The following is a 21,830-nucleotide window of genomic DNA, read 5'->3' on the forward strand; positions in this document are numbered from 1 at the left end:
ATTATACTAATATTTTTTCTTCGTTCGGATCTTTTTCTTCATACACAACCAGTTCTCCACCTGCTTTATTCAACTGGCGTTTCTTGAACACGCCCCATAGTTGAATGGCAATGAATACTGATGAGTACACACCACTGACAAGACCGATTAACAATGCAATCGAGAAGTTTGTAATCGATGAAGCACCCATGAGTACTAGGAATACAACGACGATGATTACAGTCAGTACTGTATTGATTGAACGAGTCATCGTCTGTCTGAGTGAGCGGTTCATAATCAAATCGATCACCGCTGGATCCTTGATGACCTTTATCTTGCGTAAGTTTTCTCGTAATCTGTCAAAAGTTACAATCGTATCGTTGACGGAGTAACCGACAATCGTCAGCACTGCTGCAATGAACGTAATTTCAACTTCGAATCTAAATACACTGAATATCGCTATCATAAAGAATACATCGTGCAACAGTGATATGATCGTTGGCACTGCCATGCGCCACTCAAATCGTATTGCGACATAAAGGATGATACCAATCGCAGCAAAAATCAGTGCATACACTGCGTTTTTCGCAAGTTCTTCACCGACCGTTGGTGATACTGTACTGATCATTGGCGGTTCACCGTATAATTCATCAAAGTGATCATGTAACATCGTCGAGTTTTGTTGACCGATGTCCTCACCATATCGTGCAACAACTAAGTCATCACCAGATGTTGTGATTGAACTCGGTATTAAATCAAGCGCAACGAGTTCCTCTTCAACATCATCGACTGTCGTCTCTTCTGTAATCGGTATATCTGCACGCGTACCTGAAGTGAAGTCAATCCCGAGATTTAACTGGAATACAGACAAGAACACGATACCGACAGTAATCGTTACAATACTGAAACCAAAGAAGAATTTACTGTATTTCACAAAGTCAAATTTATCGTAAGGTGTTATTAAATCTTCAATGTCTTTACCATCCGACAAGCTGTAGCGATCTTTTTCTTTCACGTTAAACAACCATAGTTTATTGTCAAACATCCCTGAGTTAACAGCTAAGTTCATAAATACGCGTGTGAGGAATACCGCAGTTAAGAAACTCATTAAAATACTTAAAATCAACATCGTTGCGAATCCTTTAACCGAGCTCGTGCCAAAGATAAATAGCACGATTGCACCGATTAACGTCGTTAAGTTCGCATCAAATATTGTCCACAGAGATTGAGATGCTGCCTTTTTATATGCCTGTTTTAATTTACGACCAATTCTAAGCTCATCTTTTATGCGTTCATATAAAATGATGTTCGCATCAACGGCCATACCGACCCCGAGAATGAGCGCGGCAATACCAGGTAAGGTTAACACACCGCTGATTAAGTTAAAGCCTTGCAATGTAACATATATGTAGACTGTTAATGTGATTACAGCAATTAAACCTGGTAATCGATAAAATACGAGCATGAATAAGAAAACCAGCGCTACACCGATTAAACCTGCTGTAACTGTTTCATTGAGTGCTTGTTCACCGAACTGTGCACCGACAGATGTAGAATAGATTTCTTCTAAATGAACAGGCAATGAACCTGCATTTAATAATGCTGCAATGTTTTGTGCACGCTGTAACCCTTCATCACCTTGGAAACCACCTGAAATCATAACTTCTCTTGAGTTAATCGGTTGGTTGACACTCGGTGCTGAAATGAATTTCGGATCACTGCTTTCCACTTCTTCTTTGAAACTATCAACGCCTTCTTCAAAGTCCATCCATATCACCATCAGGTTCTCACCTTGTGGACGCTTTGAAATTTCAGCCGTGATATCTCTAAACTTACCAGCATCTTTAAGTTCTAATGAAACCATCGGTTGGTTCATATCATCAAAGTTCTGACTCGCGCCACCTTCAACTAAGTCAGCACCTGACAGTAACAACTCATCATTGACATCACGAATTGTCAATTCAGCTTGTGTACTTAATAACTCACGAGCTTCCGTTTGATCGGTCACCCCAGCGAGCTGAACACGTACCCGATTACCATCTTCGATTTGTATACTTGGTTCACTGACACCGAGTATGTTTACACGTGAATCTAGCGTATTTGCAGTTGCGCGCATGGCGGTTTCATCTATTGTATCATCGTCATTTATTGGTTCTACTTGGTATAGAACTTCAAATCCACCTTGCAAATCTAAACCTAAATTCACATCATCTAACATGTCTTTCGTCGTTAAACTGATGACTGTTCCTAGGCCAATAATAAGTAATAAAGCAATTATAAAACGGCTATATTTCACTCTCATCTGTAACAACACCTCAAAGTTATATATCAAATACAAATTTCATTATAACACTTGTACTATTTAAAATAATAAAAAAGCTGACAGCGTCAGCTAATTAGTTAAATAAAGATTATAATTCTGAATCTTTAACGATTTCTTTTAATGCAACACGGTCAAATTTAAGTACCGTTCCAGAACCTTCATCCACATTGATGTACATGTGTTTTTGGTCATGAGATTCAACCGTACCATGAATACCACCGATTGTTATAATCTCATCCCCACGTTCTAGCGATTGTTGCATTTCTTGCATTTGTTTCTGACGCTTTTGTGCAGGTCTAATCATGAGTAAGTACATGAGTAACACAATAACAATCAGAGGTAAAATCGCGACTAATGTTTCCATTAATGACACTCCTTAGAAATTTTTAGGATTTTCTATATTTAATTTGTATGCTTCAAAAAACGCTTCTTTAAATTCTAATAAATTATCATTTAAAATAGCCGTTCGAACATCCCTCATTAATTTTAACAGAAAATGTAGGTTATGATAAGACGTAAGCCTTAATCCGAGAATCTCATCTGCTTTAAATAAATGTCGGATGTATGCACGGGAGTAATTTTTACATGTGTAACAATCACATTCAGGATCTAGCGGTCCAAAATCACGCTCGAATTTCTTATTTTTTACAACAAGTCGACCGCCTGAAGTGAAACATGTGCCATTTCTAGCAATGCGTGTTGGCAATACACAGTCAAACATATCCACCCCACGAATGACACCTTCAATGAGTGCATCCGGTGACCCAACGCCCATTAAATAACGTGGTTTATCTTCAGGTAATAGTGGTAATGTTTCCTCAAGTACTTTATACATGATGTCTTTTGGTTCACCGACAGATAATCCACCGATTGCATAGCCTGGGAAGTCCATGGCAATTAAGTCACGTGCACTTTGATTGCGCAGATCTTGGAATTCTCCACCTTGAACAATTCCGAATAGTGCTTGAGTTTTATCTTGTCCGCTCTTTTTATGATGGGTCAAACAGCGTTCTGCCCATCGCGTCGTGCGTTCAATAGATTGTTTGACATACTCATGCGTTGCTGGATATGGCGGGCATTCATCGAACGCCATCATAATATCAGAGCCGAGCGCGTGTTGAATATCCATCGCACCTTCTGGGCTTAAAAATAGTTTAGAACCATCTAAGTGACTTCTAAAATGAACGCCCTCTTCTACAATCTTCCGGTTCTCACTTAAACTGAATACTTGGAACCCACCTGAATCCGTAAGGATCGGTTTATCCCAGTTCATAAATTTATGTAGGCCACCCGCTTCCTTCACGATATCTTCACCAGGACGTAACCAGAGATGATATGTATTCGATAATATAATTTGACTGCCGAGTTCAGTCAGTTCTTCTGGAGACATCGCTTTTACAGTTGCTAGCGTACCGACTGGCATAAATATCGGTGTATCAATCGTGCCGTGTGGCGTGTGTAGCTTACCTAATCGTGCGCCAGTTTGCTTACACGTCTTTATATGTTCATATCGTATAGATGACAAAATTTAACCTCCTTAATGAATGATCATCGCATCTCCAAAACTAAAGAAGCGATATTGTTCGTTCACTGCATGTTCGTATGCGTTCATGACATTTTCTAAGTTTGAAAATGCGCTGACCAACATAATGAGTGATGATTTTGGCAAATGGAAATTTGTAATCAATGCATCCACCGCTTTAAATTCAAAGCCTGGATAGATGAAAATATCCGTATCTCCACTGCTTTCTGTAAATGAATCGTAATCACGAATCACACTTTCTAACGTTCTCGTACACGTCGTGCCAACACTAATAATACGCTTGTTATTGCGACGCGTCTCGTTTAACACATCTGCTGTTTGTTGACTGATATGATAGTACTCACTATGCATTTTATGTGTCGTAATATCTTCTACAGCAACTGGTCTAAATGTTCCAAGACCGACATGAAGCGTAATATATGCGATGTTAACGCCTTTGTCTTCAAGCATACTTAAAATTTCATGTGTAAAATGAAGTCCAGCAGTCGGTGCTGCTGCAGAACCAGCATGCTTGTTAAATACCGTCTGATAGCGTTCTTTTTCCGATAAAACCTCTTTTATATAAGGCGGTAACGGCATTTCACCTAACTCGTCTAACACTGCTTCAAGTACACCCTCGTATTTGAATTTAACACGATGAATCCCTTCAGTATGTTTTTCAACGACGGTAGCGATTAATTCACCATTACCAAATGTAATCTCTGTACCGATTTGGACACGCTTTGCGGGTTTTATTAGCACTTCGTATAAATCTTTCTTTGGTGCGAGTAACAACATCTCGATGTTTGCACCCGTTTCTTTCTTCGTACCGATCAATCGTGCAGGTATGACGCGTGTATCATTTAATACGAGCGTATCACCCGGCTCAAAGTAATCGATAATGTCTGTAAATGTTCTATCTTGAATTTCACCTGTCACCCTATCCATTGCGAGTAACCGCGATGCTTCGCGATCCTCAAGCGGCGTTTGCGCAATGAGCGACTCAGGCAAATTAAAATCAAATTGATTTAGCTCCATCATTTTCTCCTCTAAAACAACGCGTTGTTATCTTTATGTCCGAAATAATCGTAGCTCTTCGCCGTTGCTTTTCTACCACGTTGAGTACGCTCTAAAAATCCTTGTTGTATTAAATACGGTTCGTAAACGTCAAGCAGCGTTATCACTTCTTCACCGATTGACACAGCAACCGTTTCGAGTCCGACAGGTCCACCACTATATACATCGATAATCGTTCTCATGATCTTATGGTCGACTGGGTCTAGCCCGAGCGCATCAACTTCAAGCACTTTTAGCGCATGATTCGTCGTTTCAAGTGAAATAGATTCTTCTTTTTTAACGATTGAAAAATCACGTACACGTCTCAGCAGACGATTGGCAATACGTGGTGTCCCACGAGAGCGGCGCGCCAATTCAACTGCACTTTCCTTATCGATCACAACTTCGAAAATATCTGCAGTTCGATTCACAATCGTAATTAAGCTCTCTAAATCATAATATTCAAGTCGCAGCTGCACACCGAAACGGTCGCGCAGTGGCGCGCTCAAACTACCAAAACGCGTCGTCGCGCCGACCAATGTAAACGGAGGCAAGTCAATTCGAATACTTCGTGCTTCGTCACCTTTACCGATGATAACGTCAATGAAAAAATCCTCCATCGCAGAGTATAAAATTTCTTCAACACTACGCGGTAAACGGTGAATTTCATCAATAAATAAGACATCACCAGTATTTAAACTCGATAAAACAGCTGCAAGGTCTCCTGCACGTTCAATCGCTGGACCACTTGTCGTACGAATGTTTACGCCCAGTTCATTTGCAATGATATTAGACAGCGTCGTTTTGCCTAGTCCTGGTGGTCCATGGAAAATGACATGGTCGAGTGCTTCACCACGTATTTTTGCAGCTTCAATAAACACATTTAAATTATCTTTTAATGTGTGCTGACCGATGTATTGGTTTAAATATTCAGGACGTAAACTCTCTTCGATTTGATTCTCGTCAGGCTTTAGATTTTTATCTAAAATGTTATCATCCATAAACTCACCTTCACATTACTGTATTAAATACTTCAGACCGATGCGCACCGCTTCATCCACTGACGCGAGTGATTGTTTCGCTAGATATTTTTCAATTCTCGTAATCTCACGCTTTGAATAACCGAGTGCTTCAAATGCAAGCTTCGCTTCTTCGATATATGCGTCGTCACTGTTTGCTGGTTCACTCGTATCTGCTTGAGATACAAGCTTACCTTTTAAGTCTAAAATAATCTGACTGGCCGTGCGTTTACCGATACCTGGAAACTTCTGCATAAACGTCATATCTTCATTTTCAATCGCTCGAATGACTTCATTTGGCGTTGCACTAGATAGAATTGCCAATGCGCTCTTTGGTCCAATACCCGTCACTTTCAACAGTGATTGAAACATCGTTTTTTGTTCTTTATCTTTAAATCCATATAATAATTGTGAGTCTTCACGTACGATCAATTCCGTATAAATACGTATCACAGAATCTCCCACTTGATAGCTAAAAGGATTTGGCACAATTAACATGTAACCAATCCCGTTGTTCTCAAGAGAAATAAAATTCGGTGCGATATCTGTTACTTTACCGTCTATATAATGGTACATCTCTTCACCCTATTCTACAAATTCAAATTCTCCACCTAAAATACGCACGGTATCACCATTTTCTATGCCGCGTTCACGCAGCGCATCATCGATGCCTAACGAACGCATCTGACGTGCAAATCGACGTACTGCAGCTTCGTTATTGAAGTCTGTCATCTTAAACACGCGCTCGATTGTATCACCACTAACGACATATGCCGCATCATCATCACGTGTAATGACAAATAAGTCTGGATCTTTCTCATGCTTATAAACAACACGGTGATCGCTGTCATCGATATCCACTTGCGCTTCTAGCTCGTCTGCTTTGTCGAGTAAGTCAGCAACTTTATAGAGTAGCTGTTCAAGATTATCTCGAGTTGCAGCTGAAATCGTGACAATTTCACTTTCAGCGTTTACTTCCGATTTGAACAATTTAATTAAATCATCGTCTTCAAGTAAATCTACCTTGTTCAAAACAATCAATTCAGGCCGAGACATTAACTGCTCATTATAGAGGGCGAGTTCCTGACGAATCGTGTGATAATCTTCAACTGGATCACGGCCATCGGTACTGCTTATATCGATTAAATGAACGATGACTTTCGTGCGTTCAATGTGTCGTAAAAACTGGTGGCCAAGGCCCGTACCTTCGCTCGCACCTTCAATTAATCCTGGTAGATCGGCCATGACAAAACTTCTGCCATCTTTCGATTCGACGACGCCAAGATTTGGTTTGATCGTAGTGAATGGATAGGCACCAATTTTAGGTGATGCACTCGTCACAGCACTAAGCAATGTCGATTTACCAACCGATGGAAAGCCAACGAGTCCAACATCTGCGAGTAATTTAAGCTCTAATGTCACATCGAGTACTTCTCCCGGCTCACCATTCTCAGAAAAATCTGGTGCAGGATTACGTGCAGATGCAAATCTTGAGTTACCACGACCACCGCGACCACCGCGTGCGACGACCGCTCGTGCCTCATGCTGTGTTAAGTCAGCAATGAGTGCGCCAGTCTCTTTGTTGCGCACAATTGTACCTGGTGGCACTTTTAAAATTAAGTCCTTCGCATTTTTACCATGCTTGTTTTGACTTTGACCATTGTCACCATGTGCGGCTTTAAAATGCCTTTGATATCTAAAATCCATCAACGTTCTTAAACCTTCATCGACTTCAAATAATACGTCAGCACCGTCTCCGCCATCACCGCCAGCAGGTCCACCGAGTGGTACATACTTCTCTCGTCGATATGCAACGATACCGTTTCCACCGTTACCTGCTTTTACATTTATATCTACGTGATCAATAAACATTCTGTCTCACCTCATATCTTAAAATTATAGCATATTTCATATGTTCTAAAGCTTGTTCTATTTCACAAAAAAAAGACATCTAGCAAACGATGTCTTTGAGTAATTATTACGATTATTTTGCTTCAGCGTATACAGAAACACGTTTCTTATCTTTACCAACACGTTCAAACTTAACGACACCATCAATTTTAGCAAATAATGTGTCATCTCCACCACGGCCGACGTTCTCACCTGCATGGATTTTAGTACCGCGTTGACGGTAAAGAATCGAACCACCTGTAACAAACTGACCATCTTGGCGCTTCGCACCTAAGCGTTTAGATTCTGAGTCACGACCGTTTCTCGTAGAACCTACACCTTTTTTCGATGCAAACAATTGTAAGTTTAATTTTAACATGTCATTCACCTCTTCGTTTTGAAATACTAATATACTCGCTATACTCTTCTTCTACTGTTTTTAAAGACACTTCTAAGCTTCTCATCAATAATTGAACATCATTTGTCTCAGCGATGTTTTGTACATCCATAAGACCATCCTTGATCTCAACTTCGGGCTTAGTGTTCGTTAATGCGAAGATACTGTTAAAAATGCCATATGCAATTGCTGACGCTCCGGCACATACGATATCTTTACCATGCACATCAAAATCTGCGTGACCTTCCATATGGAAAGCGACATAATGCGCGTTCTCATTAACTGTAAATGTCGCACGTATCATTAAGCATCAATCTTATCGATTGTTAACTTCGTGTATGGCTGACGATGACCTTGTTTACGGCTGTAGTTTTTACGACGTTTAAATTTAATGATCGTAACTTTTTTACCTTTACCTTGTTTCTCAACTTTAGCAGTTACTGTTGCACCCTCAACGAGTGGCGCACCAACTTTAACCGTATCTCCACCGACCATTAATACACGGTCAAATGTGAATGTGTCACCTGCTTCAACGTCCAGCTTTTCAACGTAAATTGTTTGGCCTTCTTCAACTTTAAGTTGTTTTCCGCCTGTTTCAATAATTGCAAACATACTTGCACCTCCTGGATAATAAGACTCGCCATCGAACGGTGGGATAACCACTTGTAAACCGTTGTATGAGCGGTTGATGTTTACAAATTTTCATCAACTCATAGAATTATATATAAATAAACCTCTCATGTCAATCAGTTTGTTGGGTTTTTATCAGAAACTTGTAACCCTTCTTTTAACTTAGATAATCTCAAAACGATAAAGAAAATACCGGTAAAGAATATCGCGTTGACCAACAGACTCGGTGTCGCACGAAGCGCAAGATAATCAAACACTGGCATCGTTGTAATCGCAAGCACTCTATATATCACATAGACGTAAAGATCATATAAGAATGATAGAACGAGCACGACAAACGCGAGTGCGATAAAATCCTTATAAAACACGCGGAATGCAGCGTGCATGAAGACGACAGAAGCAATGAGTCCAAATGTATGTATGCCATAAATCGATCCGATATAAATATCCAACATGAGTCCGGATACACCCGCAATAAAAATTCCCATCCGTTGAGAAATATAAATAGAAACGAGCAATACAAAAATAAGCAATACTCTCGGTACAAAGTAAACATCTAAACCAAACATATGTACAGGACTAAAATTAGCAAACGACATATCTATATACATTGCGATAAAAGCAACAACAAACATCGCGATCGCTTTCATTATTCTTCACCTGTCGAAGAAGGATCACGTTTTAATACAAATACTAAATCCACATGATGGAAATCCGCTGCGAGCGTCACATAAGCACGTTCACTTAAGCCGTACTCGTCACTTTGCACACGGTCAACCTCACCGATGATCAATCCCTCAGGTAAATTACCTGCCAAGCCACTTGAATATACAGCATCCCCGACTTCAACATTACTTCTATTTTGTATGTTCTCAATAATTAAATGATTCTCTACCGGATCATATTCCAAGACGTTTCCATAAACGGTTTCATCAGCCGTTTCAATTTCTACCGACAAACGTGATTGAGAATTATTCGTCGTAATAATTTCAACAAACGAAGAATTTGAGTTGGCGCGTTCAACAATACCGATTAAACCTTCTGTCGTCATCACTGCCATACCCTCAGAAACACCGTCACGTGAACCTTTATCTATCGTAAAGTTATCTTGCCATTGATCCGGCGCACGAGAAATAATACGAGAAGGAATCGTCTCGTAGCTCCATTTAGAACTAACATCTAGCGCTTCACGTAACTCTTCGTTCTCCTCTTGCAGCCTCGCGTTATCTGCTTCCATCTGCGGTGTCATTTCAATTTGCTGACGTAACCGTTCATTCTCACTAATCGATGAAAAGCTGAGACGAATCGTATTAAAAATATTGCCAACAAGTTGGAAAGGAGCGTTGATTATACTTTGAGAAGTTGCAGTAACCTCACCTGTAAACTGTTCAGCAGAAGTTGTTGAGTCGCGATCATTCATAGAAAAGCCAATCAACACGATGAGCACAATGACAGAAAACAATAGTGCCAGCAATCTGTTGCGGTTGATCAATCGATTCATGTTAACAGCTCCTTAAAGAAAAATATCATTAAAATCATACCATAAAATGTTGTGAAACTGAATGAAATAGAGAAGAGAACATAAAAAAGAGAGCTATGAATAGCTCTCACTTAGGTATTGCTGATCCAGTTAAGAAATATATGAATCCTTGGGGGACTCTTGAAGTATCTTAGGAATACTTTTTTATATTAGTTATAAATAGAGTATAAATGATATTTTAATAAATTGCAAGTAATTTCTTAATAATTTTCTAATCATATTTTCATTTTGGAATTGAGAGAAAAAATGAGAGACATCGTGATGTCTCTCAATAGATAAGAAGTTAATATGATATCCAGAACTTTAGTTCTGCCGGAAGGTCGTATTCTATATTTAAATATAAGAATGGTTTCTTTCCATGACCTTATTATGTTTACAGTCATTATAATAGCCCAGTTCAGAATAATATTCAAGTGGTAATCTATTTTGTAAACGAATTGTAATATTGCAGGTGTATTTTTTGGGTATATTCACCAGTCTGAACTGTAGTAAAGATCATACCGGTTGTAGTCTATAAACTTTGGTATGTCAACAGTATTCTAGACAGTTTTTATAGAGTGCTTCCTCATACTCCTTCGGTGTCATTTAACCGAGTGCACTATGTGGTCTAATATTGTTATACCAATTCACATAATCAAATAGTTCAATTTTTAACTGTTGTAGAGATATAAAATGATGGTTCTGTTGCAAAGTTGAATTTATAGTATAATTTTAACAAAAAGGAGTCTTCTGTATGAACTATTTCAGATATAAACAATTTAACAAGGATGTTATCACTGCAGCCGTTGGCTACTATCTAAGATATGCATTGAGTTATCGTGATATATCTGAAATATTAAGTGAACGTGGTGTAAACGTTCATCATTCAACGGTCTACCGTTGGGTTCAAGAATATGCCCCAATTTTGTATCAAATTTGGAAGAAAAAGCATAAAAAAGCTTATTACAAATGGCGTATTGATGAGACGTACATCAAAATAAAAGGAAAATGGAGCTATTTATATCGTGCCATTGATGCAGAGGGACATACATTAGATATTTGGTTGCGTAAGCAACGAGATAATCATTCAGCATATGCGTTTATCAAACGTCTCATTAAACAATTTGGTAAACCTCAAAAGGTAATTACAGATCAGGCACCTTCAACGAAGGTAGCAATGGCTAAAGTAATTAAAGCTTTTAAACTTAAACCTGACTGTCATTGTACATCGAAATATCTGAATAACCTCATTGAGCAAGATCACCGTCATATTAAAGTAAGAAAGACAAGATATCAAAGTATCAATACAGCAAAGAATACTTTAAAAGGTATTGAATGTATTTACGCTCTATATAAAAAGAACCGCAGGTCTCTTCAGATCTACGGATTTTCGCCATGCCACGAAATTAGCATCATGCTAGCAAATTAAGCGAACACTGACATGATAAATTAGTGGTTAGCTATATTTTTTTACTTTGCAACAGAACCGATTTTCTTTTAGCTCTCTTAGCATCTCCAATAAACCAGGAAAAGGTATACAATGATTGGAAAATTCACCCATGTAGTCTAGAAGCAATTCTTCCCACATTATACCCTCTATATTAAATTCTTTTACTAGCTGTTTATATACTTTGTCTTTCCACCTGTAACCGTGATTATCAAGACAAGAAGAAACTCGTTTTCAACTCGTTTCAAAAACCAAAACCAAGAAATCAAATTTAACCTTTTTTATCATCTTTTTCTAAACCAAAAATCAATAAAATAATTACAGACAAAAGCATAAAAGGAAAAAATATAGAAGTAGCTAAAAAACCTATAATCATAATTAACCAAAAAGAATCAATTTTATAATTTCCAAACTTCATACAAGCCCCCCCCCTTTTTTTAATCAAAATAACATAATTGCTTTATTCCAATTGCTTTATTGACGTTGAGCCTCGGAACCCTTAACAATCCCAAAACTTGTCGAATGGTCGGTTTAATAGCTCACGCTATGCCGACATTCGTCTGCAAGTTTAGTTAAGGGTTCTTCTCAACATCAATAAATTTTCTCGGCATAAATGCGTGGTCTACTTCTTTTTATTCTTCTTATTTTTTTCATTTTGATTTTCTTCCATTCAAATCTTCCTTTCTAATAATTGTTCTCTTTTTATTGTAACGCAAATATTATTTTGATTTACCAGGGGGTGGTATTTATTAAACGAGAGAACTGATAATTCAGAATTTAATTCAGGATATTGCCAGACAGCATGGTAAATGGTATATTTATTGTGAACTAAATCACAAATAGAAGGTGGGAATTACATGGATGGAGCTAAAGAAAGAATAACACCAAAAAAATTCTTGTTTAATATACTCAATGGGGTGGCCCTTGCGATTGTTGTTGGTCTAATTCCAAATGCGATCCTCGGAGGGCTGTTTGGGTACCTTGCTCAATACGGAGATATTTTTACTACGCTTCAAAATGTGGTCGTAGGTATTCAATTTACTATTCCTGTCCTGACCGGTGTATTGATTGCAATGCAGTTTGGTATGACTCCATTACAAACAGTCGTCGTGGGAACGGCTGCTTTCGTAGGATCAGGTGCTGCTGAATTCACAGATTCCGGCTGGATTATAACAGGAATTGGGGATCTCATTAACACGATGATTACTTCAGCCATTGCAGTTGGAATCATGTTAATCATCAAAGATAAACTCGGGAGTCTCAGTATCATTCTGCTCCCCATTATTGGCGGGGGGATTGCGGGATTAGCTGGTATATTACTTTTACCATACGTAAACACAATTACCCTTGGACTCGGGCTACTGATTAATAGTATTACAACTACACAGCCTATAATTATGTCTATTCTTATATCAGTATTGTTTTCAATAGTAATTATCTCACCTGTCTCTACTGTGGCAATTGCATACGCAATTGGCATCTCGGGGGTTGCAGCGGGTTCCGCAGCAATTGGAGTCGCTTCAGCTGCAATTATGTTGTTCATTGGCACGTATAAAGTAAATAAAATAGGGGTGCCCATCGCAGTTATACTCGGGGCGATGAAGATGATGATGCCGAACATGATCCGCTATCCAATCCTACTGCTACCAGTAAGTTTAACAGCAGCAGTGTCGGGGCTTGTCTCTGGTTTACTTAACATCCAGGGCACCCCTGCATCAGCGGGATTCGGACTTGTGGGTTTTGTAGGTCCAATTCAGTCCATAGCTTTGTTAGATGGCGGCATTGGGAGTGTCATATTTAAAGTAATCGTTGCATACGTTATTGTCCCTTTAATTTCAGCACTCCTATTCCACTATCTCTTCGTCAAAATACTTAAGATATATAAGCCAACTATTTTCTATTTTGAAGCAGAATCATAATATGGAAGGATGTATAGTAAATGAAAATTGCAGTAGCAGGCGCAGGTGCACTAGGCGGTAGAGTAGGGATACAGCTTCACGAATCAGGCGTTGATGTAACACTCATAGATAAATGGGAGGAACATGTCAACGCCATTAACGAAAAAGGAATGGAAGTACACACAGAGGATAAAGTATATCAAGTTCCTGTAAAAGCAAAATTATTGGAAGATATAGATGAATCATATGATTTAATCATTATTTTAACTAAAGCCATGTATGCAGAAGACATGCTGCAAGCGTTGTATGAAAAAAATTCAATACACGCAGAAACAGCAATCCTCACTATGATGAACGGATTAGGCCATGGGGACCGTCTAGCCAAGTATGTGTCCAAGGATCGCATATACTTGGCAGTGACGATGTGGACCGCTGGACTCAAAGGGCCGGGACAGATTGTATTAACAGGATCAGGTGGCATCCAGATTCAAAGAGCAGATGGCATTGCGTCAAAAATGACAGAGGAAATCAACGATATATTCAACACAGCTAACCTAAACTCTATTATAAGTAGGGATGTTCAACACTCTATTTGGGCTAAAGCAACCTTAAATAGTGTCTTAAATCCTTTATGTTCAATTTTGGATAAAAGGATTGGGGAATTTGCCGCTTACGGTGCCGTAATTGAAATGATCACCCCAATAATTGAAGAAATTATAGAAGTTGCAGGTGCTCGTGGTGTAAATTTAGATTTTGATGCTTCATTAGAAAAAATCAAGGCGGCATTCCCTGACAGTGCGGCGGGACTGCATTATCCATCGATGCATCAAGACTTGGCAAAAGGTGTTCAGACAGAAGTAGATTATCTAAATGGTAAAATCTCTGAATATGGAAAAGAATATGGGATCAAAACCCCGAATAACGATATGATTACTCATCTAATTCATCAATTGGAAATGAAAAATCATTAAAATGGATTGGAAATTACAAGATTTCATTTGTCAAAATAAGCTAGACAGTTGCTTTTCACCCATGTAACTCAAAAAGACTTCCAATGGTGTACGATAGTTCAATGATTTTCTCGGGATATGGTTTCTCCTGGCGCAACCGATGAGATAAAAGCTTGGTCGACCGTGTTGAAATCCATATCTTTAGGCAGGCCATCCCTTCTGAGCAATCCATTTGAATGTTCGTTCAGTCCCCGCTGTGATGGTGTGCCCGGATCGGCAAAATAGATGGCCCAATCATGCTGGTTGCTCAGTGCCCGCCAGTTGTAAAATTCCTTGCCACAATCGAAGGTGATGGACTTGAATAGGTTTCTCGGCACCCAGTGGCACCATGTGTTGATGGCGGTTTCGATATCTTTGGCCGTCCGACCTTCAGGCTTCAAGGTGATGATGGCTTTTGATAGCCGTTCGACCAGCGTGATGACGGCACTTTTATGACGCACACCAACGATAGTATCGCCTTCTAGGTGACCGAATTCTTCATCGAAGGTGGGATAGTCAGCTGCTCTTTCAGAGATATTTCGCCTGAAGGTCTGACGGGCACGGCCAATCCGTTTCGCAATATGAGAAATCGGTGTGTCGTGATGGAAATAGGCTTCTATGATTACCAGTTCATCCGTGGTAATATGGGTATGGGTCATGCATGATCACTCCTATGATTTCTTTGGTCGGAAAACCATTTTGAGTGTATCATGCGTGACCTTTTTATGTGTCTAGCTTAATTTTACAATCGGCGATTGGTATGTCAGCAGTAAACTAGACAGAATTTATCTGATGAATAAATTCTGTTCTGTCTGCTTTAGAAATCGTTTCTGCCACTGTATTATCATATGGATTACATTTTCTACTTAAGTAATAATTGTCCATTTAACGCCAAGATAGTTAGCGATCCATTCTATTGAAAAAATTTGCTTCTCTTTGGGTGAAAGTTCCAATTCATTTACTGCGCTTATATGTTTTTTATAGAAACTATAACTTAAGTTATCATATTTTTCTAAAAAAACTTCCATCGATTTATAAGTTTCATTTAAATTAGTTTCTGTTTCAATGCGCTCTAAATGCTTCTTGAGAGTTTTACTGTTATATTCTTGGGGTTCACTACATCCTACATACATTGTATTATCTCTGTATGCAACATGATTATGACCAACTAATGTTGAAACTTCTGCTATAGAAGATTTCTCTACAACTTCTCTTTGAGTTGCTTGTTCATGTAATTCATCTAAATCACTTGCAGCTGGAGACGCATATATTATCTTAGCAGGAGTATTATCATTTATAAGACTGTTATTTAAACCTAACAAAGTATTTAATTGTTCTTGATACAAAGTATATCTGTAATATGAATTTTGAAAGATATAATATTGTTTTGATTGTGATGTAGTTAAATACTCGGGTTTTTTAAATTGAATAAATAGATTCGCACTATAAGTATTAGGAATATTATTGATATTATTGTGAAACTGATTACAAGTAACACATCGGGTATTGGTTGCTGTAATCGTTCCAGTTCCATTCATACTATTTATAAATTCTGGTAGTACTACGTGTTTTGCATCATAGCCTAAATCATGTTCTTCTCTTTGGCTTGGTATAGTAACTCTTGGATCTACACCGTATGAAGTAACTAATTCTGTATTAAATAGTTGTTCGTACTGTCTCTCACTATAATTAACTCTTACCATCTCTTAATCCCCTTTAAGTTTATATTTAATATCGGTCAATTGATCTCTTAATAAAATTTTAAATCGGCTATATAAACTTAGTCTCATTGCACATTTACCCCCAGTATACTTTAAAGTGACTTTCAAATTTAATAGCTTCAAAAACTTTCTTAAATACTTCTAATAGCTCTTCTTTGGATTTTCCACTTATATCTACATCTGTTTCATAACCTATATGAGAATTTACATGTAAACTTTTAATTAAAGATACAGCTAATATTTTGCCTTCAAATTCTCCAATATTTCTCTCTATATCTCTTGGTTGTTCACTCCCATATACAAACCTATTAAAAGCTTCTAAGATTCTTCTCATATTATTCCACATAAATGTGGTTTTATCATTCTCATATGCAAACTTCAATTCCTCCCACAGTTCATGATACAAAGGCTTCAAATCATCCTTGGGCTCAGTAATTTTAACGAATTCCGTTTTCTCATTCATTTTAATTAGTCTTAAATAATTTTGTTTGTCGTATTTCCTTTTATTTGGACACATTTGAAGATAAAAATGATTGTTATGAGTAAGCACGAATAACTGAGGGTGATTTTGTTGTTCATATAACTTTTGTAAAGCACTTATCATCAAATATTGAACATTATCATCATTACTCGTCATTGGATCATCAAAAATAATAATTTTTCCCTTGTCATATTCCGTGTTCTGATCAACATCTTCAAGTTTGTTCAAAAAATACAAAAATGCTAGAATGTTTTTTTCTCCTTCACTTAACTCTGCTACAGAGCGCAAAGAACCATCTATTCCTTTAACTCTATATTGTCCCCTTTGCTCTCCTTCTTCTTCAACATGCTCTAAAGTAAAGGTGCAATTACCTAAACCATTGAGTAGCTTATTTATATTTTCTGTAGCAATAATATTACTTTTAGAGTTGTTGACCAGTTCAGATTTTTCATTTTTTAACTTGTTTAAGTTCTCTTGTAAGTCATTTAAATATGTTTTAATTTCGATTTTTTTTCCTTTACTCACGTTTAGATGATCATGAAGTTCTTTATAGTCACTACTTTCAATATATAAATTCACAATATGCCAGCGGATTTTATCACGTGCTTCTTTCTTTCTTTGCTCTATATTTTGAGAGAGTTTTATGTTTTCTTCTACTATTTGATTATATTTATTCAATATTTCTTGTCCGTTATTTTGCGCAGATACTTCTATTTCTTTTGACTCTTCAAAAATATTCTGAAGCTTATACTTTAAAGCTCTTTTTAGTTTTCTTAAAAACTCATTTGTATTATTTTTATAATCAAAAATCTCAGCATTCAATTCATTTATCTCTTCCTCGTATGCTAAGTAAAAATCATTTTTGTTTATTTTCTCTACGTCGTTAATTCTCTCGATATGAACGTCAATTTCATTTATTTTTTCGCGCATATCTTCTTCGTGCTTCTTAAAACTTTCCGAAAAATAGTCATCTAACTCTGACCATCGTAATTCAGAGATAGTGTTGCCACAGAAAGCACAACTCTCTTCATGTAATAAGTTTCCAATAGAATCCCTATGAGAGTGAACCTTCATACCTTCTCGTGCAAAACTTTGTTTGCGGTGATCTCTTTCTAACTCATTAATAATCTTTGTAGGCTTTATAGAGGTAGTTAATAAACCATTTATTTCTTCTTGTATCTCTTCCCAATTAATTACAGGAAGTTTTAGATTTACTTCTATATCTTTCCTGTCTTCTTTTATTGTCTTTTCATATTTTCTTATTTCATCTTTTGAAAGTTTCGATACTTTACTCATATCTTCTTTAAAAGACTGTTTATTATATGTAGGAGAAGCAACTTGAGGATTACTACGGTTTTTAATTTCACTTGCGCATTTTGTAAAATACTCTTCAATGTTTTCTTTAATTTTCAAATAATCTTGGAGTGAATCTCTGTGTCTAGAATAAGTGTTTTCTTCATCGTTAACTGGCTCTCTTAAATCTTTACTCAACTCTTTAATAATGCTATTTAACTCTTCAATTTTAGTTTGTACTTCTTTGTTTTTCTCACCAAGTGCAATAGCATCTAACCTTTCATTTTCTCCAAAAACTCTCTTATACCCATTAAACAAGTGTATATCGTACTCAGTAGAATGATTATTCTTTATTGCTTCAGTAATTGAAGACTTTCCTGTTCCATTTTTTCCATATACAAAATTTTTTTGTTTCAATCCTTCTAATTTCATTTCATGAAATCTATCTGAATAAAAGGATAAATCCAGTTCGTTAATCATGTTAAATCCCCCCTCTAAAAGTATAGTTTACTATACATCTCTCAATATATTAATGTATTGCTCCAATCTGTTTGCGTTTTGCCAATAACGATCTGATGTGTCCTCCTCGGAACTGTATAATGGAACAAGACTATAAAGTAAATATAAAATGTTAATTTAAGGCAGACCTTAATCAAGCAATCGAATATCAAATCCGTGAGATCACTTCAGTATATTTGCTCGGCAATCGATGTCCCGTCGGGGAAACTGCTGGGATAACGCGCCAATGGAATCCTTCTTTGGTCACTTTAAAGATATCGTTGATCATAAAGCGTGTGAGACATTTGAAGAATTAAAGCATAAGGTGGAGGACTATATTACGAGGTATAATAATGAACGCTATCAATGGGGATTAAAAAAGATGACTCCGATTCAATACCGGGGCCATCTACTCACTGCATAGGTCTTTTTTTAAACTGTCTACATAATAGGTTACAGTTCATCTTTCTTCTTTAATATTGAGTAACTAATTAGGATAATAACATTAATACTATTATCCTAATGTGTTATATTTTTTTGTGTTGGCACTAGGGAATCTCTTCTTTATCTCGACCAAATCGCTCCAGAGAATGGATGTACAGTATATCTCTTTTTCGGATAATTCTTTTGAGTAACTAATAGTTATCTCGTTCGAAATTTTTGCCACTTTGATTATCCAAATATATATATCATTCACTGTACCGGGCGACACCTGATAAATCATACAACAAACCATTGAACCGACAGCTCTTACGAGATGTAGAGTTTTTTGTGGAATGAACTGGAACGGCTTGTCACACCGAACCAATACTTACAAAGATCACACAACTTAAAACACTGTTCCACAACAGAATCTGTGCATGCCCGGAGAATTATCACCAATCTTTGTAGGGCTTATCGTTGGCACTCAAAAAATTTATATCTATTTAGCAGGGAAAATTTATTTTGAAAATGGAATATAAAGTTACGAATTAAAAGTAATTTGTGATAAATACTATTCACATATACAAAAATTTTGACATTTATTAGCAAACTATTGATTATATTGTTCTTTATATATATTTTGAAAGAAAGATATTTTATAAGAGTAATACAATAGAATTAACAATTCTATTGTATAAATTGAAATTTTAGTTTATTTCCACTTCTTTAAACAAGAAAATAATCAAATTATTGAAGTTATGAAGTACTAATCTAGTATAAATGTTTCTTTGCTCTTATATATATATTTTGAAATAAAGCCAACTAAAGAACCAATCAAAAGCCCCCCCAAATGCCCCGCAATGCTAATATCTGGAACAGTTATCGTAAATATAATTCCAAAGATTAATACAAAATTTAAGAACTGACGATCCTTTCTTCTAAATTTATTGGGATGTAAGTGAGAAAAATATAAAAGAGCACCCAAAAACCCGTAACCTATACCAGAACTTCCTGCTAATGGATATGTACCAGTATAAAAAACTAAGATTGTAATACCTGTAATTATTGAGAGTATTACAGTAATTGATAGAAATTGAAAAGTTCCATAATATTTCTCAATTGGGCGAGCTAATAAGTATATAATGGGAAGATTTAATATTACATGAAAAACACTCATATGACTAATCGAAAATGTTATTAATCTCCAAAGCTCTCCATTAGAAATAACATCCTTGTGTAACCCTCCTAAGATGTAAATAGATTCTTTATTGTATTCTCCAAATATCACTAATACCAATAATGAATGTATTAAGATTAATAATATAATTACTAATGTACCGGGGAATTTTTTAATTGCTTCTTTTAGATTGCTATCTACGGTTAACATGTAAGCAACTCCTTTATAGAACTTTACAATAATTTTAACTTTTTTTATAATAACACAAAATATTCTGTTTTTTTAAGGGACCGTCAATAATTATGTGTAAATGAAGGCATGCCTTTTCTTGTAGTGTGCATTACTCGCTGAACATTTCAGCTAATTCTGCACGGGCCTGGTCAAAACCAATATGACACCGTGTCGCGAACCGTTGGTTATATGCTTCAAATTGAGTGACCAGGAAACGGTCAAGGGAGTCCTCGTTCGGGAACTGCTCTTTGCGCTTACTGTACCGTTTGATTCTCTTATTTCTATTACAAATTAATATAGCATAACCAATCAACTTAAAATCACTCTATTTTTTAGTACACTAGACGTTAACTTTTTGTCTATTTACGGTAGACCCTAAATAGACATTATATATGTATTGATATGCTTAGCTTTACGCTGTATGATTAGGGTGTAAATTAAGTGTTAGAAAAAAGAATGATTTAATGAAAGTTGCATATGCTCGTGTTTCTACACTGGATCAGAATCTCAATAGGCAAATTGAAATGTTTAAAAAATTTGGTGCAGAAAAAATATTTACAGAAAAACTTTCAGGAAAGAATATATCTGACAGGATTGTTTTTCAAGAAGCTATGAGTTTTATTCGTGAGGGCGATCAATTTATTGTAGAAGCGATTGATCGTTTGGGAAGAAATTATGATGAGATTATTCAAACTGTCAATTTCCTCAAACAGAAAAATGTACAGTTGATTATTACCAGTTTACCGATTATGGCTGAAGCGATTGGAAATCCCCTGCTTGATAAGTTTATTAAAGATTTAATTGTTCAGATTCTAGCCATGATTGCTGACCAGGAAAGAACAGAATCTAAAAGAAGGCAGGCACAAGGTATAGCAATTGCAAAACAAAAAAGAGTTTATAAAGGCAGACCTATACTATACTCACCTAACTAGGATACTATGTTTATCGGGTCCAAGAAGATAATCAGCAGGTAGTACATCAAAAAATCATCAAACTGTAATTGAAAAATAACTGGTAATAAGAATAATAAAGCAAGTAGGATCTCACATGCTAAATAAATCACGGGTATCCGTTCCTTACAAGAATTACATTTACCTCGCTGATATAAATAACTGATTATCGGTATCAGCTCGAACCAACTCAATTTTCTCTCACAGTTGTTACATTCACTTCTTCGTGTTAGAATTTTTGAATCATTAGAATGAACAAGCGTATACATAAAGGAAGCAAAAATACTTCCAACTATCCCTAACAAAAACATAATAGCCCCCTCTCAAAGTGAACTATATTTTATGTCGTTGCTAAAGTAAAAAAGCAATATTGTAAATATTGTGCTT

The 21,830-nt window shown here is 36.7% G+C and carries 21 protein-coding genes, 5 pseudogenes and 1 other annotated feature; of the genes and pseudogenes, 5 read left to right on the top strand and 21 right to left on the bottom strand.

Annotated features, from left to right (window positions below):
• Position 1: 1 nt before the first annotated feature.
• From secD to BMW30_RS02690, 13 genes are all read right to left on the bottom strand, one after another.
• Positions 2 to 2,281 (bottom strand): protein translocase subunit SecD, encoded by a 2,280-nt coding sequence (secD, locus tag BMW30_RS02630; RefSeq protein WP_091473635.1) that lies wholly within the window; start codon positions 2,279 to 2,281, stop codon positions 2 to 4.
• 109 nt (positions 2,282 to 2,390) lie between these two features.
• On the bottom strand, positions 2,391 to 2,666 hold the full coding sequence (gene yajC / locus BMW30_RS02635; RefSeq protein WP_091473637.1) for a preprotein translocase subunit YajC: 276 nt from the start codon (positions 2,664 to 2,666) through the stop codon (positions 2,391 to 2,393).
• Positions 2,667 to 2,678: 12 nt separating this feature from the next.
• Complete coding sequence (gene tgt / locus BMW30_RS02640; RefSeq protein WP_091473638.1) at positions 2,679 to 3,827, bottom strand: tRNA guanosine(34) transglycosylase Tgt; 1,149 nt, start codon at positions 3,825 to 3,827, stop codon at positions 2,679 to 2,681.
• Positions 3,828 to 3,839: 12 nt separating this feature from the next.
• The gene (queA, locus tag BMW30_RS02645) at positions 3,840 to 4,862 is read right to left on the bottom strand and encodes a tRNA preQ1(34) S-adenosylmethionine ribosyltransferase-isomerase QueA (RefSeq protein ID WP_091473640.1); all 1,023 of its coding nucleotides are present in this window, start codon (positions 4,860 to 4,862) and stop codon (positions 3,840 to 3,842) included.
• An 11-nt stretch (positions 4,863 to 4,873) separates the two neighbouring features.
• Entirely contained in the window at positions 4,874 to 5,881 is a 1,008-nt protein-coding gene (gene ruvB / locus BMW30_RS02650; protein ID WP_091473642.1) for a Holliday junction branch migration DNA helicase RuvB, read from the bottom strand.
• A 15-nt stretch (positions 5,882 to 5,896) separates the two neighbouring features.
• A complete protein-coding gene (ruvA, locus tag BMW30_RS02655; protein WP_091473644.1) occupies positions 5,897 to 6,475 on the bottom strand; it encodes a Holliday junction branch migration protein RuvA in 579 nt (192 codons plus the stop codon).
• Between the two features lie 9 nt (positions 6,476 to 6,484).
• Entirely contained in the window at positions 6,485 to 7,771 is a 1,287-nt protein-coding gene (gene obgE / locus BMW30_RS02660) for a GTPase ObgE (protein ID WP_091473646.1), read from the bottom strand.
• Positions 7,772 to 7,883: 112 nt separating this feature from the next.
• Positions 7,884 to 8,168 carry a 50S ribosomal protein L27 gene (gene rpmA, locus BMW30_RS02665; RefSeq protein WP_091473647.1) on the bottom strand — a complete coding sequence of 95 codons (285 nt, stop codon included), beginning with the start codon at positions 8,166 to 8,168 and terminating at the stop codon, positions 7,884 to 7,886.
• A gap of 1 nt (position 8,169) precedes the next feature.
• A complete protein-coding gene (locus BMW30_RS02670) occupies positions 8,170 to 8,490 on the bottom strand; it encodes a ribosomal-processing cysteine protease Prp (RefSeq protein WP_091473649.1) in 321 nt (106 codons plus the stop codon).
• Positions 8,490 to 8,798, bottom strand: a complete 309-nt coding sequence (rplU, locus tag BMW30_RS02675; RefSeq protein WP_091473650.1) for a 50S ribosomal protein L21 — start codon at positions 8,796 to 8,798, stop codon at positions 8,490 to 8,492. Before rplU ends, BMW30_RS02670 begins: the two co-directional genes overlap by 1 nt.
• Positions 8,799 to 8,809: 11 nt before the next feature.
• Positions 8,810 to 8,883: a sequence feature (ribosomal protein L21 leader region), on the bottom strand.
• Between the two features lie 49 nt (positions 8,884 to 8,932).
• Positions 8,933 to 9,466: a rod shape-determining protein MreD gene (mreD, locus tag BMW30_RS02680; protein WP_091473652.1), complete on the bottom strand. Its 534-nt coding sequence runs from the start codon at positions 9,464 to 9,466 to the stop codon at positions 8,933 to 8,935.
• Positions 9,466 to 10,317, bottom strand: a complete 852-nt coding sequence (gene mreC, locus BMW30_RS02685; RefSeq protein WP_091473653.1) for a rod shape-determining protein MreC — start codon at positions 10,315 to 10,317, stop codon at positions 9,466 to 9,468. Before mreC ends, mreD begins: the two co-directional genes overlap by 1 nt.
• Before the next feature lie 624 nt (positions 10,318 to 10,941).
• Positions 10,942 to 11,058: an IS3 family transposase gene (locus BMW30_RS02690; RefSeq protein WP_091473655.1), complete on the bottom strand. Its 117-nt coding sequence runs from the start codon at positions 11,056 to 11,058 to the stop codon at positions 10,942 to 10,944.
• A gap of 31 nt (positions 11,059 to 11,089) precedes the next feature.
• Here BMW30_RS02690 and BMW30_RS02695 point away from each other — a divergent pair, with 31 nt between their 5' ends.
• Entirely contained in the window at positions 11,090 to 11,764 is a 675-nt protein-coding gene (locus BMW30_RS02695) for an IS6-like element IS257 family transposase (RefSeq protein WP_091473657.1), read from the top strand.
• Between the two features lie 289 nt (positions 11,765 to 12,053).
• On the opposite strand, the gene BMW30_RS10505 is transcribed toward BMW30_RS02695, so the two are convergent.
• Complete coding sequence (locus BMW30_RS10505; protein ID WP_017176832.1) at positions 12,054 to 12,200, bottom strand: hypothetical protein; 147 nt, start codon at positions 12,198 to 12,200, stop codon at positions 12,054 to 12,056.
• A 439-nt stretch (positions 12,201 to 12,639) separates the two neighbouring features.
• Here BMW30_RS10505 and BMW30_RS02700 point away from each other — a divergent pair, with 439 nt between their 5' ends.
• Positions 12,640 to 13,701, top strand: coding sequence for a PTS sugar transporter subunit IIC (locus BMW30_RS02700; protein WP_091473658.1), 1,062 nt, complete (start codon positions 12,640 to 12,642; stop codon positions 13,699 to 13,701).
• A gap of 20 nt (positions 13,702 to 13,721) precedes the next feature.
• Positions 13,722 to 14,651 (top strand): 2-dehydropantoate 2-reductase, encoded by a 930-nt coding sequence (locus tag BMW30_RS02705; RefSeq protein ID WP_091473660.1) that lies wholly within the window; start codon positions 13,722 to 13,724, stop codon positions 14,649 to 14,651.
• Positions 14,652 to 14,681: 30 nt separating this feature from the next.
• On the opposite strand, the pseudogene BMW30_RS02710 reads toward BMW30_RS02705, so the two are convergent.
• The 3 genes and pseudogenes from BMW30_RS02710 to BMW30_RS02720 form a co-directional block, all read right to left on the bottom strand.
• A pseudogene (locus tag BMW30_RS02710) lies at positions 14,682 to 15,232 on the bottom strand (IS30 family transposase); the annotation flags it as partial.
• A 303-nt stretch (positions 15,233 to 15,535) separates the two neighbouring features.
• Positions 15,536 to 16,372, bottom strand: coding sequence for a hypothetical protein (locus BMW30_RS02715; RefSeq protein WP_091473662.1), 837 nt, complete (start codon positions 16,370 to 16,372; stop codon positions 15,536 to 15,538).
• Positions 16,373 to 16,466: 94 nt separating this feature from the next.
• The gene (locus tag BMW30_RS02720) at positions 16,467 to 18,644 is read right to left on the bottom strand and encodes an AAA family ATPase (protein ID WP_091473664.1); all 2,178 of its coding nucleotides are present in this window, start codon (positions 18,642 to 18,644) and stop codon (positions 16,467 to 16,469) included.
• Positions 18,645 to 18,867: 223 nt separating this feature from the next.
• Between BMW30_RS02720 and BMW30_RS02725 the strand changes: the two are divergent.
• A pseudogene (locus BMW30_RS02725) lies at positions 18,868 to 19,086 on the top strand (IS3 family transposase); the annotation flags it as partial.
• Positions 19,087 to 19,216: 130 nt separating this feature from the next.
• Here the strand turns inward: BMW30_RS02725 and BMW30_RS10705 are convergent.
• The 3 genes and pseudogenes from BMW30_RS10705 to BMW30_RS02740 form a co-directional block, all read right to left on the bottom strand.
• Positions 19,217 to 19,348: pseudogene (locus BMW30_RS10705) on the bottom strand (recombinase family protein); the annotation flags it as partial.
• Between the two features lie 503 nt (positions 19,349 to 19,851).
• Positions 19,852 to 20,472, bottom strand: coding sequence for a rhomboid family intramembrane serine protease (locus BMW30_RS02735; protein ID WP_091473665.1), 621 nt, complete (start codon positions 20,470 to 20,472; stop codon positions 19,852 to 19,854).
• Between the two features lie 130 nt (positions 20,473 to 20,602).
• Positions 20,603 to 20,788 (bottom strand): annotated as a pseudogene (locus BMW30_RS02740) (IS256 family transposase); the annotation flags it as partial.
• A gap of 169 nt (positions 20,789 to 20,957) precedes the next feature.
• Here BMW30_RS02740 and BMW30_RS02745 point away from each other — a divergent pair.
• Positions 20,958 to 21,419, top strand: a pseudogene (locus BMW30_RS02745) (recombinase family protein); the annotation flags it as partial.
• A gap of 2 nt (positions 21,420 to 21,421) precedes the next feature.
• On the opposite strand, the gene BMW30_RS10830 reads toward BMW30_RS02745, so the two are convergent.
• Positions 21,422 to 21,754 carry a prepilin peptidase gene (locus BMW30_RS10830; protein ID WP_091473668.1) on the bottom strand — a complete coding sequence of 111 codons (333 nt, stop codon included), beginning with the start codon at positions 21,752 to 21,754 and terminating at the stop codon, positions 21,422 to 21,424.
• Positions 21,755 to 21,830: the final 76 nt, after the last annotated feature.

It is taken from the genome of Aliicoccus persicus, from assembly GCF_900110815.1.
Lineage (GTDB): Bacteria > Bacillota > Bacilli > Staphylococcales > Salinicoccaceae > Aliicoccus > Aliicoccus persicus.

Bases quoted from the DNA above. Each gene is read 5' to 3' on its own strand.
- secD (WP_091473635.1), bottom strand. From the start codon at position 2,281: ATGAGAGTGAAATATAGCCGTTTTATAATTGCTTTATTACTTATTATT.
- yajC (WP_091473637.1), bottom strand. From the start codon at position 2,666: ATGGAAACATTAGTCGCGATTTTACCTCTGATTGTTATTGTGTTACTC.
- queA (WP_091473640.1), bottom strand. From the start codon at position 4,862: ATGGAGCTAAATCAATTTGATTTTAATTTGCCTGAGTCGCTCATTGCG.
- ruvB (WP_091473642.1), bottom strand. From the start codon at position 5,881: ATGGATGATAACATTTTAGATAAAAATCTAAAGCCTGACGAGAATCAA.
- ruvA (WP_091473644.1), bottom strand. From the start codon at position 6,475: ATGTACCATTATATAGACGGTAAAGTAACAGATATCGCACCGAATTTT.
- obgE (WP_091473646.1), bottom strand. From the start codon at position 7,771: ATGTTTATTGATCACGTAGATATAAATGTAAAAGCAGGTAACGGTGGA.
- rpmA (WP_091473647.1), bottom strand. From the start codon at position 8,168: ATGTTAAAATTAAACTTACAATTGTTTGCATCGAAAAAAGGTGTAGGT.
- BMW30_RS02670 (WP_091473649.1), bottom strand. From the start codon at position 8,490: ATGATACGTGCGACATTTACAGTTAATGAGAACGCGCATTATGTCGCT.
- rplU (WP_091473650.1), bottom strand. From the start codon at position 8,798: ATGTTTGCAATTATTGAAACAGGCGGAAAACAACTTAAAGTTGAAGAA.
- mreD (WP_091473652.1), bottom strand. From the start codon at position 9,466: ATGAAAGCGATCGCGATGTTTGTTGTTGCTTTTATCGCAATGTATATA.
- mreC (WP_091473653.1), bottom strand. From the start codon at position 10,317: ATGAATCGATTGATCAACCGCAACAGATTGCTGGCACTATTGTTTTCT.
- BMW30_RS02695 (WP_091473657.1), top strand. From the start codon at position 11,090: ATGAACTATTTCAGATATAAACAATTTAACAAGGATGTTATCACTGCA.
- BMW30_RS10505 (WP_017176832.1), bottom strand. From the start codon at position 12,200: ATGAAGTTTGGAAATTATAAAATTGATTCTTTTTGGTTAATTATGATT.
- BMW30_RS02700 (WP_091473658.1), top strand. From the start codon at position 12,640: ATGGATGGAGCTAAAGAAAGAATAACACCAAAAAAATTCTTGTTTAAT.
- BMW30_RS02705 (WP_091473660.1), top strand. From the start codon at position 13,722: ATGAAAATTGCAGTAGCAGGCGCAGGTGCACTAGGCGGTAGAGTAGGG.
- BMW30_RS02715 (WP_091473662.1), bottom strand. From the start codon at position 16,372: ATGGTAAGAGTTAATTATAGTGAGAGACAGTACGAACAACTATTTAAT.
- BMW30_RS02720 (WP_091473664.1), bottom strand. From the start codon at position 18,644: ATGATTAACGAACTGGATTTATCCTTTTATTCAGATAGATTTCATGAA.
- BMW30_RS02735 (WP_091473665.1), bottom strand. From the start codon at position 20,472: ATGTTAACCGTAGATAGCAATCTAAAAGAAGCAATTAAAAAATTCCCC.
- BMW30_RS10830 (WP_091473668.1), bottom strand. From the start codon at position 21,754: ATGTTTTTGTTAGGGATAGTTGGAAGTATTTTTGCTTCCTTTATGTAT.